The organism is Nocardia sp. CA-128927, assembly GCF_050955855.1.
Classification (GTDB): domain Bacteria; phylum Actinomycetota; class Actinomycetes; order Mycobacteriales; family Mycobacteriaceae; genus Nocardia.
This window is the reverse complement of record NZ_CP192087.1, coordinates 1,286,664-1,303,920: the sequence shown is the minus strand read 5'-3', so window position 1 is coordinate 1,303,920 and position 17,257 is coordinate 1,286,664. Positions and strand designations below refer to the sequence as shown.

Here is a 17,257-nt window from a genome sequence, read left to right as displayed (position 1 = left end):
CGCGCGGCCTGACCGGGCGGCGGCCGAACTGCCTGTAGCGTCTGCACGGCAAACTGCGGTACACAGGGTGCCGGATCCGATCGACGCAGGTAGTCCCCATGGTGCACACAGAACAAGCAACCAGCAGCAGACTGAGCCGCAGGCAGGCGTGGGAGAAGGCCACCGGCGTCCCGATGGTGGTGCTCGCCGTGCTGTTCCTCGGCGTCTACGCCTGGTTCGTCCTCGATACCGGCGCCTCGCCACAGTTGGACGCCTGGCTCGGCCGGGTCGACGTGGTGATCTGGGTCCTGTTCGCGGTCGACTTCCTGGTGCGGTTCGGATTGTCCACTCGCCGTTGGGAATTCCTGCGCACCCACCCGGTGGAACTGTTGATCGTGCTCGTTCCGCCGTTTCGTCCGCTGCGGCTGGTGCGCGCGGCGGTACTGGTGCTCGGCACGCTGAATCGGCACACACTGACCCACCGCACTCGACTCTCGGTCTTCGTCGGCAGCAGCTCGGTACTGATCCTGTTCCTGTGCAGCCTGGCCTTCTTCGACGCCGAGTACGGCGTCGAGGGCAGCAAGGTGCTGAACTTCGGTGACGCGCTGTGGTGGTCGGCCGTCTCGGTCACCACGGTCGGCTACGGCGACGTCTACCCGGTCACCGTCGAGGGCAGGCTGATCTCGCTGGTGCTGATGACCTTCGGCATCGGCCTGATCTCCTTCGCCATCGGCACCACGACCAGCTGGGTGATCGATCAGCTGAAGACGGTCGAGGAGACCGCCGACCGCACCGACCGGGAGATCAACGTCCTGGTCGAGGAGGTCCGTGCGCTGCGCGCCGAAGTCGCGGCGCTGCACGCGACCGACGGCGCGAAACCCGTTGGCGCGGACGGCCGCTAGCTCGGCTACTTCGCCGAGGCGACCGGTTGCTTGGCGGGGCTCGGATCAGGCGCGATGCCGTCGTGCGCGACCATCGCCTCCTCGCGGCCCATCGTCGGCCCACCGGCGAGCAGACCCACGATCGGCCACGGCGCGGGTTCCGGCGTCACGCCCGATTCCGCGTCCATGCCAAGCGCTTTCGCCGCATCGCTGTTCTTGATGCCGTAGCGGACGCCGGTGTCGGAGACGTAGAACATGCTGTCCTTGCGGCGGCTGTCCGGTTCGATGCCGGTGGTCTGCACGAAGGCGCCCGAGCCCGGCTTGAAGTACACCGAGTCGACGTTGTCGCCCTTGCCGTCGGCCTGCGCGAGCGAAACCAGCTTGGCGCTCTTCGGCATCGGCAGGTCGGTGGCGTCGATGACCGACAGGTTCGCGCGCACGGCGACGTCGGAGTTACCCGCCGCACCGGCGATCGGCTGCCACGACAGGCAGCTGACCGGCCGCGAGTTCGGCTGGACGATCGTCGGCGCGGTCGCCGGGTAGGTGTCCACGCGCAACGCCTTGGACGGCGGCGGCAGGGTCACCTCGTTGTCGCTGACGGCCGTGCCGTGGTCCGGGTTCCGCTGCGAAACGCGAATGATCTCGGCGGTCAGCGGGTTGATCTGCTGCAAGCCGTCGCGCAGCAGCACGTAGTTCTGGTCTTCCTTGCCCGCCCGCTGAACTACCGTGCCGATCTTCAGGTTGTTGATCGAATAGCCGTTGGGGATCCCGCCCGGATCGTCGATCTTCGGCGGCATGATCGGATTCACTTCGGGAATGGCGTTCAGCAGGCCCTCGCTGATGGGTCGCGGCGTCGCGCCGCGGATCTTCAGCGGGCCGGTGACGTACGGGTCGTTCATGTCGACGCGGGCGCGCGTGTTGTTCCACACCAGGTAAGTCGCGTCCTTACCCTTCACCAGCAGCGCCTTGTCCTTCACCATGGGCGCGGCCTTGTCGCCGAGGTCGAGGTCGCCGATCAGCACGGAGGTGGTGCGGTCGTCGCTGCCGTCGGTCTTCAACGAATCGCAGACCGTCCAGGCTCGCCCCTTGCCCGCCTTGTCGAAGATCAGCGAACCGGGCGCGCCGGGGATGCCGATCAGCTGGCCGCGCGGCTTCTTGCCGAGCTCGGATTCCTTGACGATCGCGGGCTTGGACGCGTCCCCCGCGGCCAGGCGTGCCGAGGCCAGGTTGAGCGTGGGATACACGACGTCGTCGAGCATCACGTAGACGCCGCCGGACTCCTTGCCGATCAGGATCTTGCTGCTGCCGATCTTGTCCTGCGGACGCAGCAGTGCCAGCACACCGCAGCCGGCCAATACGACGATCGCCAAGACGAGCCCGGCCGCGAAGGCGCGCGACTGCGAGCGCATCGGGTCGTGCAGCATCCGCACATCCCGGCGGACCAGGGCGTGCTCCATCCGGCGGACCAGAAAGCGGTAGCCGCTCACCTGCCATCGAGTGGTGGGTTTTGAAGGCATTATTCCTCCCCCGAACAGTGCTCACGTTCGCGCAACACAGTACAGTTCCCGAGGACTCTTGTTCAGCTCGGCCACTACTAATCGGCCGACACCGGGTACTTGGGGGACGACGATGGCGGAACCTGCCGGGGCGGGACCACGGCCGCTCCTTGGCCGAATCTCGCTGCAGAATCTGTTGATTGCGCAGGTCATCGGGTTTGTAGCAGGCGTAGTCGCGCTGCTCGCCGGATTGCGGCCGCTGATCGCGCTCGGGGTGGGCATCGTCGTCGCGCTGATTCCGCTGATCCCGATCGCCAAGCGCACCGTGCTCGATTGGATTCTCACCTGGTGGCGCTACCTCACCAAGCGCGAGTACACGATCAGCCAGACCGTCGACTACCGCGGCACCGACGGGCGCTCGCTCGGGCTGTACTGGGACGGCAGCCGGGTGGTCACGGTCGTCGAGGTGCTCGCCCCACCCGGCGGGCTGACCAGGATCGCCCGCAACACCGTGCACGCCTCGCACCTGCTGCCGCTGCCGGAACTGGCGAAATGCCTCAACCAGCACGACATCCTGCTCAGCGGCATCGACATCGTCAGCCACGGACACCGCAGCCGGTCGGGCACGCCCGCGGGCAAGATCTACGAATCGCTGCTCGGTCCGTTGCCCGCCACCGCGCATCGCACCGTGTGGCTGGCCATCAGTTTCGACGCGGTGGCCTGTCCGGAGGCGGCGGCCCGGCGTGGCGGCGGCGCGGAGGGCGCCTCCCGCGCGGTCACCATCGCGACCCAGCGCATCATGCGCGCGCTGGAGGACGCCGACTGCAACGCGCGCATCCTGACCGCGCCGGAAATCCGCAAGGCGGTCCTGCAGATCACCAGCGGCTTCGATCCGCGCACCCTCGAACATCGTTGGCGCTACGCCGAAATCGGCAACAGTGTGAACATCGGCATGGCCGTCGACCCGAAGCGGCTCGGCTCCGACCTGCTCGCGCAGCTGTGGGTGGCCCCGTCGCGCGGCACCACGGTGGCGGTGCGGCTGCGGCCGGGTAGCTCGGCCGAGTCGGTGAGCATCGGCGCCGCATGGCGGCTGACCGCGCGCGAGCTGCCGGAGCGCAGCAAGCTCGCCGGCATGGTGTCGATGCACGGGCGGCACCGCGACGGGCTGCTGGCCCATCTGCCGCTGGCCGTGCCCGGCGTGGACGCCACCGTGCCGATGAGTGAATACCCGATCGACGTGATCGACGCGCTGCACTTGCCGTCCTCGGGCTGCGGTCAGCTGATCGGCTCCGACGACGAGGGCAACGGCGTCGCGGTCCGCATCGTCGGCGCGGGCATCTCGACCGTGTATGTGGCCGGAGAGCTTTATCTCGCACAGCAATTGGTGTTCCGCGCGCTCGCGGTCGGCGAACGCGTGCTGATCCGCACCGACCGCGCGCACGCGTGGGAGAACCTGGTCACCACCATCGGCAATCCGGAGCGGCTGACCCTCGCGGTCGAAACCCACCAGTCCGACGCGGGTTTCACCGCGACCGTGGTGGACGGCGTGCTCGCGCCCGCCCCGCACGCGGGTGTCACCACGATCTACGCCACCGGCGACCCGATGGGCTGGCCGGCCACCCGGCCCGACCTCTCCATCCACCAGCCCGGCGCGATCGGCAACCACGTCATCCTGCGCACCGGCACCGCCCAGGTCGACCTGACCCTCGTCTCCATCCCCCGCGAGGCCACCTACATCGGCCACCCGCGCGGCCGCCGCGGCACACCGGTCGCGGCAGGCTGACGCCGCGCACCCCCTGTCCCGCTGCGCACGAATTCACCAGCAATCTCGTGCGCGGCAGCACAATCGGTGCGCGCCAGGCACATCCGTACGCAGCACGCTGATCGGCGCGCAGCCGCGGACTTCAGCGGGCCGCGCATGTTCTGTCTCGGCGCGCACTAAATTGCCGACGATTTCGTGCGCGGCGCAACGATTGGTGCGCGGCGGTGATCAGCCAGGGTACGGGTCTGCGGTTCGAGCTGCGCGCAGAGTTTTTGCCCACCAAGACAATTGGCGGAGCATGCGGGTGGTGGCATCGATGGCGGCGCCGTCGTGAGTTTCGCCGTCGGCGTCGAACTGGCGCTTGGCCTGGTGGAAGCTGACTGTTTCGCGGATCGAGACCATGTGGATCTCGGCGACCACCTGACGCAGTTGCTCCACGGCGCGCAGGCCGCCGGAGAGTCCGCCGTAGGAGACGAAACCGATCGGCTTGGCACGCCATTCGTGTTTGGCGGTGTCGAAGGCGGTCTTCAATGCCGCCGGGTACCCGTGGTTGTACTCGGAGGTGATCGCGACGAACGCGTCCGCGGCGGCCAGGCGGGTCCGGTAGGCCGCGGCCTCGGGGGTGTCGGTGAGGTCGGTCGGCAGGTGGGTTTCCGCCAGATCTATGACGCCCGTGTCGAACTCGTCATGCGCGCGTATCGTGCGCAAGAACCAGTCGGCGACCACCGGAGCGAACCGCTCCGGACGCACGCTGGCCACGATGACCTCGAGCCGCAACGGAGTGTCCATCGCGTGAGCTTAACGCGGGCGGGGTGGTCCGATAAGGAACCCGATGGCACCGCCCGCGCGCACGCCGACGCCTTCGCCCGCTGACCCCGCAAGCGGACCCCCGGCACGGTCCGTAGTGCCGAATCAGGCACGATATGCACTGGCTATCAGCCTGACCGTGGCATAGTGTTCGACTCGGGAGGGGGATTCGTGATACTCGGGCGCTGGCTGCTCATCGAAACACTCGGCCATGTCGACACCTGGTCGCTGCTCGCGGTCGGCACGGCACCGCGCGAGTGGAAGTCGTTCCAGCGCGCCGTTTCCACCCGATTACAGCCGCTCGTCGCCACGGCCTACACCACCGGCACGAGCATCGACCAGCAACTGCCGCAGTCCCGGCACAACTGGTCGGGTCAACGCATTCTGGTGGTGCCGCTGCACGGTCCCGACGACCGGGTGCATGCGGTCCGCCTCTGGGTGGGCACGGGCGATCCGCCGCCGCCGGTGGGCGTTGCCGCGTTCGGCGTCGACGCGCGCGCCCGGCGGATCGAGGCCATCCCCTACGACCTCGGACCGCATTTCGAGCACGACCGCATCGTCTGGATCGGCGCGGAATCCTTCGAGCTGATCGAACGATTCGACGGCGCACTCGATCTCGTCGCCACGCTGGCCAGATCGGCACCCGGCGACCGGTGGCTCGACACGGCGACCGTGCGCGCCCGGACCGGCCCACGCACGCTGCTGCTTGCCGCCCGCAACCCCGACGAGAACCGGTACCGCTGGCTCGGTCTGGCCGTCGATGTCACCGACAGTGTTGCGCCGCAACGGAAATCGTTCGAGGCCGCGACCCTTGATCTGCTGCGCGGCGCCCAGCCGAACCTCTACCTCGCCATCGTCGATCTGGCCCAGGTGCGGCTGATCCGGTGGGTCACCGAACCCGTTCCCGGCTTGCGCTGGGGCCGCGGCACCGACGAGCGCACCGTGCCACACCCCGCCGACCGGGACCGAATCATTCTCGCCCGCAACGACATCCGCTCCGGCGTCGAGCGGGTGACGCTGACCGGGATGCGCCTGGCCACCGACACCGGCGACTGGCTCGTCGCCGACCTGGAGGCCTCACCGCTGCCCGGCGGCACCACCGGCACACCGACACCCGAATTCGCCCTGGTTCAGCTGGATATCATCGAGCGCCCGCAACCGGGGTGAGTCGTCAGCCGGCCGTCGCGGCCTGCACCGGTGCCGCCGCGAACTCGGCGAGCCCCTGCTGCGGCGGCACCGTCGCGGTGAAACCCAGTGTCCGCCTGGCACGTTCGGGGTCGGCGACGAAATGGCGCACGTCGCCGATGTGATACCGCCCGGTGACCACAGGCGCGGGACCGCCGCGCGCCTTCGCCATGATCGAGGCAACCTCCCACAGCGTGACCGGCCGCCCGGACGCGATGTTCAGCGGCACGAAACCGGGCAGTGCCTGCTCGATCGCCGCGAGCACGGCCGCGGCGGCGTCGCGCACGTGCACGAAATCCCGGACCTGCCCGCCGTCTTCGAACACCTGCGGTGCCTGACCCGCGTCCAACGCGGCGCGCACCTTGCCCACCATGCCGGCCCGCGCGCCGTCGCCGTAGACCTGATGCAGCCGCAGCGCCGTCACCGCGCCGCCGACGTTCAATCCCCAAGCGAAGGCATAGTTTTCCTGCGCCACCTTGCTCGCGCCGTAGCTGCCGCGCGGCCGCAGCGGCGCGTCCTCGCTCACCGGCTCCCAGGTCAGCACGTCCCCGGTGCGCGGAGCGCGATGATCGAACATGGCCCGATCCAGGTCCGCGCGCCTGCGCAGTCCCGGGCAGAACGGCCCGCCGCGCACGCTGCGGTAGCGGCCCTCGCCGTACACGGTGATCGAGGACGCGAGCACCAGCCTGCGCACCTTCGCCCGCTCCATGGCGCCGAGCAGCGCCGCGGTGCCGAGGTCGTTGTGGGTCGCGAAGTCGGCCGGGCCGCCGCCCGTGGTGACCGCGGCGAAATGACAGACAACGTCGATGCCCGCCAGCAGCGGCAGCAACGCGTCGGCGTCGCGCACGTCCACCCGCGCAACGCCGTCCGGCGGCTCCACGTCCGGCCCGTGCACCGCGTCGAGCATCAGATCGACCGCGATTACCTCATGCCCTGCGGAAGACACGGCCTTGCGCACGTGTGTTCCGAGGAAACCGGCCGCGCCGGTGATCAGCACTCTCATTCACCGCACCCTTGTTCGGCACCCCGCATGGGTCAGGGTAGCTCGAAGGGCAGCGACACTCCGGTATGAACGCGGCATCGATCGCAGGTGTCGGTTTCGGTGACCGCGGCCACCGAGCGCCGGATCAAGTCCTTGAACGGCACCAGATTGCGCTTGAACTCGGCGAACACGTCGACCGCGTGCACGCCGGTGCCCTCCTCCAGTCCGGCGTCCAGGTCCGTCACCAAAGCGACTGCGGCGTAGCACATCTCGAGTTCCCTGGCGAGCACGGCCTCGGGGTGTCCGGTCATGTTCACCAGGTCCCAGCCCTGCCCGGCGAACCAGCGGCTCTCCGCCCTGGTGGAGAACCGGGGGCCCTGCACGACGACCATCGTGCCCGCGCCCTTCATCGGCAGCACATCGTCGGCGGATTTGATCGTCGCGGTGCGGAGTTCGTCGCAGTACGGGTCGGCGAAGGAGACGTGCACGCCACCACCGTCGAAATAGGTCTGCGGGCGGCCGGAGGTGCGATCGACCACCTGGTCCGGCACCGCCACCGTGCCCGGCCCCCAGTCCGCGCGCAGGCTGCCCACCGCGCACGGCGCGAAGATCCGGCGCACGCCGAGCGAACGCAGCGCCCACATGTTGGCCTGGTACGGCAGGGTGTGCGGCGCGAATTCGTGCCGCTTGCCGTGCCGCGGCAGGAAGGCGACCGGCCGTCCCTGCACCTCGCCGACCGCGATCGGCGCACTCGGCGCACCGTAGGGGGTTGCTACCTCGACATCGGTCGCCCCGTTGTCGAAGAAATCGTAGAACCCGCTACCGCCGATGACGGCGAGCGCGGGCTTGGCATGCGAACTCATGCCGCAATTCTCTCGTCCCGGCCCGCCCGCCGCGCAACGGGGACCGTAACCGCAGGCACACAGCGGGCGGCAGATCACCCGCGCAACCCGGCGGACCAGGCGCCGACCTGACAACTCCGACCGGAAACTGTACCCTAGGGGGGTATTAATCCGGTCCGGCCGCAGACCGGCAGCCAGCGAGGAGACACGGTGACCCCCACCCCCCAGGACCACACCGCGCACGATCATGCCGCGCACGGCTACATCACCGCGAAGGACGACTACCTCAAGCGGCTGCGTCGCATCGAGGGGCAGGCGCGTGGGCTGCAGCGGATGGTGGAGGAGGAGAAGTACTGCATCGACATCCTCACCCAGGTCTCCGCGATGACCAAGGCGCTGCAGGCGGTCGCGATGGGGTTGCTCGAAGACCACATCAGTCATTGCGTGGTGGACGCCGCAGTAGCGGGTGGCCCGGAAGCCGAGGCGAAGATCAAAGAGGCCACCGACGCCATCGCCCGGCTGGTCCGCTCCTGACCACAGACGCACGGGCTTTGACACACGCACGGGTGTTAGTGCGGCGAGTCGGTGTGCGGGAAGTCAGAAGGTGTGCGGCTTTGTTGGGCTAACCGTGCCAGCGGCGGTAGACGTCGGCGGCACCTGGGTGCAGCGGGACGGGTGCCGTACCGATGAGGGAACGGCCGTCGAGGAATTGCGTGCCCGCCGCCTCGGTGGGCACCAGCGAATCCGCTTGGTACACCAGTAGTTCGACGATCGATGCGGCGACATCGTCGGGCATCGATGCGGCGGCGAGCAGGAAGTTAGCCACGCCGATGGTGTGCACGGCGACGCCGCCGGGATAGGCGTCGGCGGGGATCTCCACCCGGTCGTACACCGGTCCGAACCGCTCGCGCATCGGCACGGCCAGGTCACCCATGTCCACCAGGCGCATGCGTTTGGGAATCTCCAGCACGCTGGTCGGTACGCCCCCGGCCCACAGAAGCGCGTCCGCCTCTCCAGAAGTCAACTCCCCCATCGCATCCCGCAGCGACCGATGCGAAATCCGCACGTCCACTTCGGGATCCAGCCCGGCCACCCGCAGGATCCGATCGCCGGTCAACGCCGCCCCCGACCCTTCGGCCCCCAGGTTCACCCGGGTGCCACGCAGCGCCGCGACGCTTCCGATCGAACTATCCGATCGCACCACGAGCTGCAGATAGTTCTCATACACCCGCCCGAGCGCCAATACCCGATCCGTGGTGTCCCCCACCGAATCCGACAGCGCCAACGCCGCATTCACCTGCCCGTTGGCCAGCAACGCCAGGTTCTCCTGCGACCCCGACGTAGTCACCCGCTCGATCCGCACATCCCCCGCCCGAGCCGCAGCGGCAGCCAGCAATCCGGCAAACGCGTAGTAGAACCCGCCCACCTCACCCGACGCCAACCGCACAACCGGCCCACCTCCACTCGGCCCACACCCGACAATGCCCGCCGCCGCAGCCACACCACTCAGCGCCAGAAACCCTCGCCGCCGCATCATCACCACGACACCCCGCATCCGCCCGAAGCACCGAATGCCGCCCGCACCAACCGGTTCCGCGTTGCCATGCGCACCCCGCCGCGGACGGACTGCCGTGGACGCTGAGGGCGCACGTGTCGATCGCCGCCACGGCGAGAGCGCTGTACCAGCTCCGCCATGTGCTCACCACCGCAGGCCAACCGTCGCGAACAGCGACGCCGTGCAGGTCGACCGGAGTGCCGCACCGACCAGTCCCAGCGCTCGATCATGTGGACTCCGCAGCAGACTGCCTGATATGCGCGGCGAGGCTGTACGGGTCGATCGCCACTACGGCGAGAGTGCCGCACCATCCGATGCCAGCGCGCGATCATGTGGACTCCGCAGCTGGCAATCGGATCTGGACGGCAAGGCCTTGCGGGTCGATCGCTGCGACGGCCAGGGTGCCGCCGCGGGCCTGCGCGAGGGCGGCGGCGATGGGGAGGCCGAGGCCGGAGCCGCCGCTGACGGCCGTCGAGCCGCGGAAGAAGCGGGTGGTCAGCCGGTCGATCTCGTCGGCACGCACACCTGCGCCGTTGTCCTGCACGGTGAGGGCGACCCAGCCGGGGTCGGTGGTGACGGTGAGTACCGTCCGAGTGCCGGGTCCCGCGTAGCGGCACGAATTACTCAGGGGCACATCGAGGATCTGCGCAAGCACGTCGGCGGACACGGCGGCGTCGGCGTGTTCGGTAGACGGCGTGATGTGCAGTTCCTGCCCTGCGGCCTCATACGCCGAGCGCCACGCGTCGAAGCGGTCGGCGACCACTTGCACCGCGTCGCAATGATTGTCGTCCTCCCCGAGCTCGGCCAGGTCGAAGGCGGCGGGGGTTTCGGCGGAGGCGAGGGCGAGCAGGCCGTCGAGCAGCGCGGTCAGCCGTTCGACCTCCGCGCTGGCACTACGAAAGGTGTTCGCCGCGTTGCCGGGTATCGCATGCTCCAGCGAATCGAGTCGAATCATCAAGGCGGCCAATGGGTTGCGCATGGCGTGCGCGGTATCGGCGACGAGCTGGCGTTGCGCGTCCACCGAGTCCGCGACGGCCAGCGCCATGGCGTCGAACGATTCTGCGACGGCACGCATTTCGGGCGGACCGCCGTGATGCGTGGCGATCGACGCGTGATGTTTCGCGGCAACCGATTCGGCGCGCGGCTTGGGCAGGGTCGCGGTGAGATCGGCGACCGCGTGCGAGAGCGCCGCCAGCGGCCGCAGCACCCAGCGGCTCAAAGTCAGTGCGAGCAAGGTGAACAGGGCCATCGCGACCGCGCCGCCGAGCACGATCAACGCCCAGGTCCGCGCGATATCGGCGCGCGCCCGCGCGGTCGACGCCTGGATCACCACCGCGCCGCTCACCTGCACTCCGGTACCGACCGGGCGCGCGATCAGCATCGTCGGCTCGCCCCACGGCGTCAGCTGATCCACCGCGTGCGGACGCTGGTTGCGCCGGGCCGCCGCCACCGCAGCGCCGATGCCGGGATCCTCGATGTTCGCGCCGCCGTTGGCGGTTGTCGCCCCTTTGGCATCGACTACCAGCACGTTCTCGCCGTACAGCTCGTGATAGCGCCCGACTTCGTCGGACAGTGCACGACTGTCGCCGGCGGTCGAGGCGGCAGCGGCCAGATTGGCGAACCGGTCGGCATCACCGGAGCGGGCGAGCACCAACTGCTGAGTCCGGCTCGTCGCCACCGTCAGCGACAGCGGGACGGCGAACGCCAGCACCGCGATCGCGGCGAACACGGTCAGCGCGATGAGTAGGCGACGCCGCACGGCCTGCCCCTGGTCACTGCCCCCACCGATACCCGTAGCCGCGAATCGTAGTGATCAACCCCGGCCGATTCAGCTTGGCGCGCAACCCCGTCATGTGCACGTCCAGCGACCGCGAGACCGCGACGAACGCGTCGCCCCAGATCCGGTCCATCAGCTGCTGGCGGCTCACCGCGGCGCCCGGCCGCTCCACCAGCGCCTGCACCAGTTCGAATTCCTTCTGCGTCAACGTGATCGGCGCGCCGCCGACCTCGACCCCCCGCGCCTGCAGGTCCACCCGCACGTCCCCGGAGACCACCACCGCCTGCGCCGGTTGCGCCGCGGCGGCCGCGCGCCGGGTGACGGTTTCCAGCCTGGCCATCAGTTCCGCGATGCGCGGCGGCTTCACGATGTAGTCGTCCGCACCGCCACGCAACCCACGCACGATCGAACGTTCGTCGCTGCGCGCGGTCAGGATGAGCACCGGCACCTGACTCACTTCGCGCAACTGCCGCAGCACCTGGAGCCCGTCCGCATCGGGCAGGCCGAGGTCGAGAATGACCGCGTCATAACCGCGGTGCGACATCAGCAGATCCGCGCCGCGCCGTTTGCGCTCCGCCCGGTATCCCCGGGCGTTCAGCGCCTCGACCAGCGCGTCACCGACGCCGTCGTCATCTTCGACCACCGCAAGCCGCACGCGCCGATCGTCCCACAGCGGGTCGATCGGCGCGTGTGCCGGGCGGTCAGTCACGCACGGTGGCCAGCGGGCGGCTCGGCTCGGCACCCACCCCGATGTCGGTGGCGGCGGATCCCTCGGCCTCGATCGTCGACGACGCCGAGGTCTCCCGCATGAAGAAGTACGTGACCAGCGAGACGAGGATGCACCCCGCGACGTACCAGAAGTACACCGACTCGTGGTTCGCCTTCTTCAGCGCAAGGGCGATGGTTTCCGCGGTGCCGCCGAAGATGGCGACGGTCAGCGCGTAGGGCAGGCCGACACCGAGTGCGCGAATCTTGGTCGGGAACAGCTCGGCCTTCACGATGGCGTTGATCGAGGTGTAGCCGGTGATGATCACCAGGGCCAGCATCATCAGCGCGAACGCGGCAAGCACGTTCGTGGTGTGCGCGAGCACGGTCATGATCGGCACGGTCAGCAGCGTGCCCGCGACACCGAAGAAGATGAGCAGCTTGCGCCGCCCGATCCGGTCGGACAGCGCGCCCGCCAGTGGCTGCAGCACCACGAACACGAGCAGGGCGATGAAGTTGATCCAGGCGACCGTGCCCTTGGAGATGCCCGACGTGTTGATCATGAACTTCTGCATGTAGGTCGTGTACGTGTAGAACGCGACCGTTCCACCCAGCGTCAGACCCATCACCAGCAGACATTCACGTGGGTACTGCAACAGCATCCGCAACGAACCGCGCGCGGGCGGCGGCTTCGGCTCGCCCCGCTGCGCGGCGGCCGACTCGGCGGCCTTGTCCTTGCCGTACTGGTAGGCGTGCTCGGCGATCCCGTCGGTGATGAAGACCCGGTTCTCGGGGTCCGCGGCCGCGGCCTCGAACTGCTCGGACTCGTCCATGCTGCGCCGCAGCCACATCACGATGAGCGCGCCGGCCGCACCGATGAAGAACGGGATGCGCCAGCCCCAGTTGTTCATTTCCGCACTGGTCAGGAACTGTTGCAGGATGATCTGCACGCCGAGCGCGACGAGCTGGCCTGCGACCAGGGTGACGTACTGGAAGCTCGAGTAGAACCCGCGCTTGCCCGACGAGGCGACCTCGGACAGATACGTTGCGCTGGTGGCGTATTCACCGCCGACCGAAAGGCCTTGCAGCAGCCGGGCGATCAGCAGAATCGCCGGCGCGGCGAGGCCGATGGTCTGGTAGCCGGGGGTCACCGCGATCAGCAGCGAACCCGCCGCCATCACCGTCACCGACAGCGTCAGCGCGGAGCGGCGGCCGAACTTGTCGGCGTAGCGGCCGAGCAGCCAGCCGCCGATGGGACGCATCAGGAAGCCGACGGCGAAAACGGCCGCCGTAGAGAGCAGCTGCGCCGTCGGATCGTCCTTCGGGAAGAACGTTTTCGCGAAGTAGACGCTGAACGCGGCGTAGACGTACCAGTCGTACCACTCGACGAGGTTGCCGATGGATCCGCGCAGCACGTTCGCGACGACCCGCCGCTCGCTCACGGGCTTTGTCGTAGTCACAAGATCTCCTTCTTCGACGCATCAGCGCGTCAGCCGAGATCGAGTGTGTCTGCTGTCACAGCCGTGACGGAACAGTCCGGGCCTGTTCCTAACAGTCCCTTAGGGCGATTGCCCGCCGAAGGCGATTGCCCGCCGAACTTGCCCTGGCACAAAAACGCACCCCGGACAAGGTGTCTGGACCTTGTCCGGGGTGCGATTGGTGGCAGACTTCCCGCCTGCGCCGCTCAGCTGCCGGTGTTCAGCAGCGGGGCCAGCGTGCGGAGGGCGGACACGTAGTCGTCGTTCAGCACCTGCACCGCAACATGATTGCCACCGGCATCCAGGTGCGCCGTGAGCTGGGCGGCGACCTGCTCCGGCGTGCCGTGTGCGATGACGGCATCGAAGACGCGGCCGCCGGGGTTGGCGAGCTCTTCGTCGGTGAAGCCGAGCCTGGTCAGGTTCGAGGCGTAGTTCGTCAGGCCGAGGTAGAACCCGACGATGCCGTCCGCGAGCGAATGTGCTTGTTGCGCATCGTCGGTCAGCACGACCTTGTGCTCGGTGGCGATCCACGCATCCGGGCCGAGGGTGGCGCGGGCCTGCGCGGTGTGCGTCGACGGCACGAAGTAGGGCAGCGGTCCCGCGGAGCGCTCCGCGGCCAGCTTCAGCACCCGCGGGCCGAGGGCGGCCACAGCGCGGCGCTCGGCCGGAACGCCCAGTTCGTCGAGCTCATCGAGGTATTCGACGAGGGCGTCGTAGGGCTTGCGGTATGCACCGGTGTGCTCCGGGTGACCCGCGCCGACACCGAGCAGGAAACGTCCGGGGAACCGCGCCTCGATCCGATGGAACGACTCGGCGGCCTCCTTCGCGGGCGAGGACCAGATGTTCACGATGCTGGTCGCCACATTGATCGTCTCCGTCGCCGCGAGCAACGGCTCGACGGTCGACAGATCGGCGGGCGGCGACGACCCGAGCCACAGCGTCCCGTAGCCGGATTTCTCCAGCTCCTGTGCGTCTTCCGGAGTGAATAGGTTGTACGCCCGCCACACACCGAACCGTCCGAGACCCTCGTTTGTCATGCTTTGCGGAACCACCGTGCCATCGTTGGTATTCCGGCAAAGCGAAACCTCGGAGTGCGAGATTCAGCTGCCGCAACAGCCTTCGCCGGACGGCACCGTACGCACCTCTCTGGTCTGCGCGTTCCTGGCGGCGAGGTCCGCGTCGGCGGGGTAATCGACGGCGACCAGACTCAGGCCGTGCGCGGGAGCGACGGTGACCGAGCTGGAGCGTTCGGTTTCCGCGAGCAGACCGCCCACCCAGTCCGGGGTGCGGCGGCCCTCGCCCACCGCGAGCACGGCGCCGACCAAGCTACGAACCATGGACCAGCAGAAGGCGTCCGCGCTGACGTACGCGGTGAGCAGATCACCGTGCCGGGCCCAGTCGAAGCGCTGGAGTTCGCGGACCGTGGTCGCGCCCTCGCGGCGGCGGCAGAACGCGGCGAAGTTGTGCAGGCCCAACAGGTTTCGGGACGCCGCACGCATGGCCTCGATATCGACGTCGTGCCGGCAGGCGACGATGCCGCGCGCCTGCAACGGTTCGGCACCGTAGGGGGCGGTGGTCAGCCGGTATACGTAGTGGCGGCGAATCGCCGAGAAGCGAGCGTCGAATTCGGGTGGGGCGACGCGAATCTCCTTGATGCGCACGTCCTTCGGCAGGAAGCGCGCCATCCGGTGCACCAGCCGATCCGGGTCGATCTCGGCGGCCGTATCGAAGTGTGCGACTTGCCCTTCGGCGTGTACACCGGCATCGGTGCGGCCAGCGACGGTCAGCTGCACCGGTTCCCGGCACACCTTGCTCAGCGATTCCTCCAGCACACCCTGCACGGTGCGCAGCCCGGGCTGCCGCGCCCAGCCGGTGAAATCGGTTCCGTCGTAACTGATATCGAGCCGAAAGCGGCTCGACGGACGTGCGGTCGCGTCGACCGGTACCGAATCCTGCTTCGGCTCAGCCGAATCCGACGACGTTGCAGCCGACAGCATCGAGTCCTCCGCGCTCACTTCGATCTCCTCGTCAACGAACGAACCCGCCGACCCGCATAAGCGGGCGGCGGGCTCGTTCAGAACTGGACGCGACCTCAGGCCTTGTCTTCGTCCTTCTTGTCCTCAGCGGCCTCATCGGCAGCCGGAGCCTCGACCTCAGCGGTCTCGGCAACGGCCTCGTCAGCGGTCTCCTCGACAACCTCAGCGGCCGGAGCCTCTTCGGTCTTCTTGGACGACGCGACCCGACGAGCGCGGTCGGCCTCGTTGGTCACGGTCTTCTCGCGGACCAGCTCGATGATGGCCATCGGCGCATTGTCACCCTTACGCGGCAGCGTCTTGGTGATGCGCGTGTAGCCGCCCTCGCGACCCTCGAACGAGGGGCCGATCGTGGCGAAGAGCTCGTGCACGACGTCCTTGTTGCGGATCACCTTGAGCACCTCGCGACGGTCGGCAAGGGTGCCGCCCTTCGCCTTGGTGACAAGCTTCTCGGCGTAGGGGCGCAGCGCCTTGGCCTTGGACTCGGTGGTCGAAATACGACCGTGCTCGAAGAGCGCCGTCGCCAGATTGGCGAAGATCGCCTTCTGGTGCGACGCCGACCCGCCGAAGCGAGCACCCTTCTTGGGCTTGGGCATTGTTTGTTCTCCTTGTGTGAGGCCGGGCCGGGGTGCCTACCCCAGCGGCCTAGAGCTGTTCGGTCTCGGCGTAGTCCTGCTCGCCACCGTCGGTGTCACTGAACGTGCCGCTGTCGCTCCACGTTCCGGTGCTCGCGTCGTAACCCACCACAGACGAAGGATCGAACGACGCCGGGCTGTCCTTCAGCGAGAGGCCGAGCGCGTGCAGCTTGACCTTCACCTCGTCGATGGACTTCTGGCCGAAGTTGCGGATGTCCAGCAGGTCCGACTCGGTGCGGGCGACGAGCTCGCCCACGGTGTGCACACCCTCGCGCTTGAGGCAGTTGTAGGACCGGACGGTGAGGTCCAGGTCCTCGATCGGCAGGCCGAACGAGGCGATGTGGTCCGCCTCGGCCGGCGAAGGGCCGATCTCGATGCCTTCGGCTTCGACATTGAGCTCACGGGCCAGGCCGAAGAGCTCGACCAGGGTCTTGCCCGCCGAGGCGAGCGCGTCCCGTGCGCTGATGGAGTTCTTGGTCTCCACGTCCAGGATCAGACGGTCGAAGTCGGTGCGCTGTTCGACACGGGTGGCCTCGACCTTGTAGGTCACCTTGAGCACCGGCGAGTAGATCGAATCCACCGGGATCCGGCCGATTTCCGCGCCGGACGCCTTGTTCTGCACGGCGGGGACGTAGCCGCGACCGCGCTCGACAACGAGCTCGATCTCCAGCTTGCCCTTGTCGTTCAGGGTGGCGATGTGCATGTCCGGGTTGTGTACGACGACACCGGTCGGCGGCACGATGTCACCGGCGGTGACGGTGCCGGGGCCCTGCTTGCGCACGTACATCGTGACCGGCTCGTCCTCCTCCGAGGACACGACCAGACCCTTGAGGTTCAGGATGATGTCGGTGACATCTTCCTTCACGCCGGGGACGGTGGTGAACTCGTGCAGCACGCCGTCGATACGAATGCTCGTGACCGCGGCCCCCGGGATCGAGGACAGCAGGGTACGCCGAAGCGAATTGCCCAGGGTGTAACCGAAACCGGGCTCGAGCGGTTCGATGGTGAACTTCGAGCGGTTCTCGGCAACGACCTCTTCGGTCAGTGTCGGACGCTGTGAAATCAGCATTTAGGATCATCCTCCTGTTTGGGCGCCCGCTATTTGACGCCTCGTTTAAGGGGTTGTGTGTGATCCACCGA

The 17,257-nt window shown here is 68.3% G+C and carries 16 protein-coding genes; 4 read left to right on the top strand and 12 right to left on the bottom strand.

The genetic code is table 11. The features are described 5' to 3' along the window. Window positions 1-98 precede the first annotated feature (98 nt). Entirely contained in the window at window positions 99-881 is a 783-nt protein-coding gene (locus ACQPW1_RS06030) for a potassium channel family protein (RefSeq protein WP_433661746.1), read from the top strand. Window positions 882-886: 5 nt separating this feature from the next. Here the strand turns inward: ACQPW1_RS06030 and eccB are convergent, their stop codons facing one another. After that, the gene (eccB, locus tag ACQPW1_RS06025) at window positions 887-2,377 is read right to left on the bottom strand and encodes a type VII secretion protein EccB (protein ID WP_433661745.1); all 1,491 of its coding nucleotides are present in this window, start codon (window positions 2,375-2,377) and stop codon (window positions 887-889) included. Between the two features lie 112 nt (window positions 2,378-2,489). On the opposite strand from eccB, the gene eccE reads away from it, so the two are divergent. After that, window positions 2,490-4,139: a type VII secretion protein EccE gene (eccE, locus tag ACQPW1_RS06020; RefSeq protein WP_433661744.1), complete on the top strand. Its 1,650-nt coding sequence runs from the start codon at window positions 2,490-2,492 to the stop codon at window positions 4,137-4,139. A 207-nt stretch (window positions 4,140-4,346) separates the two neighbouring features. On the opposite strand, the gene ACQPW1_RS06015 is transcribed toward eccE, so the two are convergent. Next, window positions 4,347-4,907, bottom strand: a complete 561-nt coding sequence (locus ACQPW1_RS06015) for an NADPH-dependent FMN reductase (RefSeq protein ID WP_433661743.1) — start codon at window positions 4,905-4,907, stop codon at window positions 4,347-4,349. A gap of 165 nt (window positions 4,908-5,072) precedes the next feature. Between ACQPW1_RS06015 and ACQPW1_RS06010 the strand changes: the two genes are divergently transcribed. Then, window positions 5,073-6,092, top strand: coding sequence for a GAF domain-containing protein (locus ACQPW1_RS06010; RefSeq protein ID WP_433661742.1), 1,020 nt, complete (start codon window positions 5,073-5,075; stop codon window positions 6,090-6,092). 4 nt (window positions 6,093-6,096) lie between these two features. On the opposite strand, the gene ACQPW1_RS06005 is transcribed toward ACQPW1_RS06010, so the two are convergent. Both ACQPW1_RS06005 and ACQPW1_RS06000 read right to left on the bottom strand, forming a co-directional pair. Further along, the gene (locus ACQPW1_RS06005) at window positions 6,097-7,113 is read right to left on the bottom strand and encodes an NAD-dependent epimerase/dehydratase family protein (protein WP_433661741.1); all 1,017 of its coding nucleotides are present in this window, start codon (window positions 7,111-7,113) and stop codon (window positions 6,097-6,099) included. A gap of 32 nt (window positions 7,114-7,145) precedes the next feature. After that, on the bottom strand, window positions 7,146-7,955 hold the full coding sequence (locus tag ACQPW1_RS06000) for an S-methyl-5'-thioadenosine phosphorylase (RefSeq protein ID WP_433661740.1): 810 nt from the start codon (window positions 7,953-7,955) through the stop codon (window positions 7,146-7,148). 189 nt (window positions 7,956-8,144) lie between these two features. On the opposite strand from ACQPW1_RS06000, the gene ACQPW1_RS05995 reads away from it, so the two are divergent. After that, complete coding sequence (locus ACQPW1_RS05995) at window positions 8,145-8,468, top strand: metal-sensitive transcriptional regulator (protein WP_357386312.1); 324 nt, start codon at window positions 8,145-8,147, stop codon at window positions 8,466-8,468. A gap of 88 nt (window positions 8,469-8,556) precedes the next feature. Here ACQPW1_RS05995 and ACQPW1_RS05990 read toward each other — a convergent pair whose 3' ends face one another. The 8 genes from ACQPW1_RS05990 to ACQPW1_RS05955 all read right to left on the bottom strand — a co-directional run bounded on the left by ACQPW1_RS05990 (window position 8,557) and on the right by ACQPW1_RS05955 (window position 17,186). Continuing rightward, on the bottom strand, window positions 8,557-9,471 hold the full coding sequence (locus ACQPW1_RS05990) for a TAXI family TRAP transporter solute-binding subunit (protein WP_433661739.1): 915 nt from the start codon (window positions 9,469-9,471) through the stop codon (window positions 8,557-8,559). A 346-nt stretch (window positions 9,472-9,817) separates the two neighbouring features. Beyond that, window positions 9,818-11,248: a sensor histidine kinase gene (locus ACQPW1_RS05985; RefSeq protein ID WP_433661738.1), complete on the bottom strand. Its 1,431-nt coding sequence runs from the start codon at window positions 11,246-11,248 to the stop codon at window positions 9,818-9,820. 13 nt (window positions 11,249-11,261) lie between these two features. After that, complete coding sequence (locus ACQPW1_RS05980) at window positions 11,262-11,921, bottom strand: response regulator transcription factor (RefSeq protein WP_433665161.1); 660 nt, start codon at window positions 11,919-11,921, stop codon at window positions 11,262-11,264. Window positions 11,922-11,967: 46 nt separating this feature from the next. Continuing rightward, entirely contained in the window at window positions 11,968-13,431 is a 1,464-nt protein-coding gene (locus ACQPW1_RS05975) for an MFS transporter (RefSeq protein WP_433661737.1), read from the bottom strand. A gap of 224 nt (window positions 13,432-13,655) precedes the next feature. Continuing rightward, entirely contained in the window at window positions 13,656-14,486 is an 831-nt protein-coding gene (locus ACQPW1_RS05970) for an LLM class F420-dependent oxidoreductase (protein ID WP_433661736.1), read from the bottom strand. A 63-nt stretch (window positions 14,487-14,549) separates the two neighbouring features. Then, window positions 14,550-15,446 carry a tRNA pseudouridine(38-40) synthase TruA gene (truA, locus tag ACQPW1_RS05965; RefSeq protein ID WP_433665160.1) on the bottom strand — a complete coding sequence of 299 codons (897 nt, stop codon included), beginning with the start codon at window positions 15,444-15,446 and terminating at the stop codon, window positions 14,550-14,552. 95 nt (window positions 15,447-15,541) lie between these two features. Beyond that, a complete protein-coding gene (gene rplQ, locus ACQPW1_RS05960; RefSeq protein WP_357386302.1) occupies window positions 15,542-16,078 on the bottom strand; it encodes a 50S ribosomal protein L17 in 537 nt (178 codons plus the stop codon). Window positions 16,079-16,127: 49 nt separating this feature from the next. Beyond that, window positions 16,128-17,186 carry a DNA-directed RNA polymerase subunit alpha gene (locus tag ACQPW1_RS05955; protein WP_014981770.1) on the bottom strand — a complete coding sequence of 353 codons (1,059 nt, stop codon included), beginning with the start codon at window positions 17,184-17,186 and terminating at the stop codon, window positions 16,128-16,130. Between the last annotated feature and the right edge of the window lie 71 nt (window positions 17,187-17,257).

What these genes read in the sequence shown, in the direction of transcription:
- ACQPW1_RS06015 (WP_433661743.1), bottom strand. Translation starts at nt 4,907, where the DNA reads ATGGACACTCCGTTGCGGCTCGAGGTCATCGTGGCCAGCGTGCGTCCG.
- truA (WP_433665160.1), bottom strand. Translation starts at nt 15,446, where the DNA reads ATGCTGTCGGCTGCAACGTCGTCGGATTCGGCTGAGCCGAAGCAGGAT.
- eccB (WP_433661745.1), bottom strand. Translation starts at nt 2,377, where the DNA reads ATGCCTTCAAAACCCACCACTCGATGGCAGGTGAGCGGCTACCGCTTT.
- ACQPW1_RS06005 (WP_433661741.1), bottom strand. Translation starts at nt 7,113, where the DNA reads ATGAGAGTGCTGATCACCGGCGCGGCCGGTTTCCTCGGAACACACGTG.
- ACQPW1_RS06000 (WP_433661740.1), bottom strand. Translation starts at nt 7,955, where the DNA reads ATGAGTTCGCATGCCAAGCCCGCGCTCGCCGTCATCGGCGGTAGCGGG.
- rplQ (WP_357386302.1), bottom strand. Translation starts at nt 16,078, where the DNA reads ATGCCCAAGCCCAAGAAGGGTGCTCGCTTCGGCGGGTCGGCGTCGCAC.
- ACQPW1_RS06030 (WP_433661746.1), top strand. Translation starts at nt 99, where the DNA reads ATGGTGCACACAGAACAAGCAACCAGCAGCAGACTGAGCCGCAGGCAG.
- eccE (WP_433661744.1), top strand. Translation starts at nt 2,490, where the DNA reads ATGGCGGAACCTGCCGGGGCGGGACCACGGCCGCTCCTTGGCCGAATC.
- ACQPW1_RS05990 (WP_433661739.1), bottom strand. Translation starts at nt 9,471, where the DNA reads ATGATGCGGCGGCGAGGGTTTCTGGCGCTGAGTGGTGTGGCTGCGGCG.
- ACQPW1_RS05955 (WP_014981770.1), bottom strand. Translation starts at nt 17,186, where the DNA reads ATGCTGATTTCACAGCGTCCGACACTGACCGAAGAGGTCGTTGCCGAG.
- ACQPW1_RS05970 (WP_433661736.1), bottom strand. Translation starts at nt 14,486, where the DNA reads ATGACAAACGAGGGTCTCGGACGGTTCGGTGTGTGGCGGGCGTACAAC.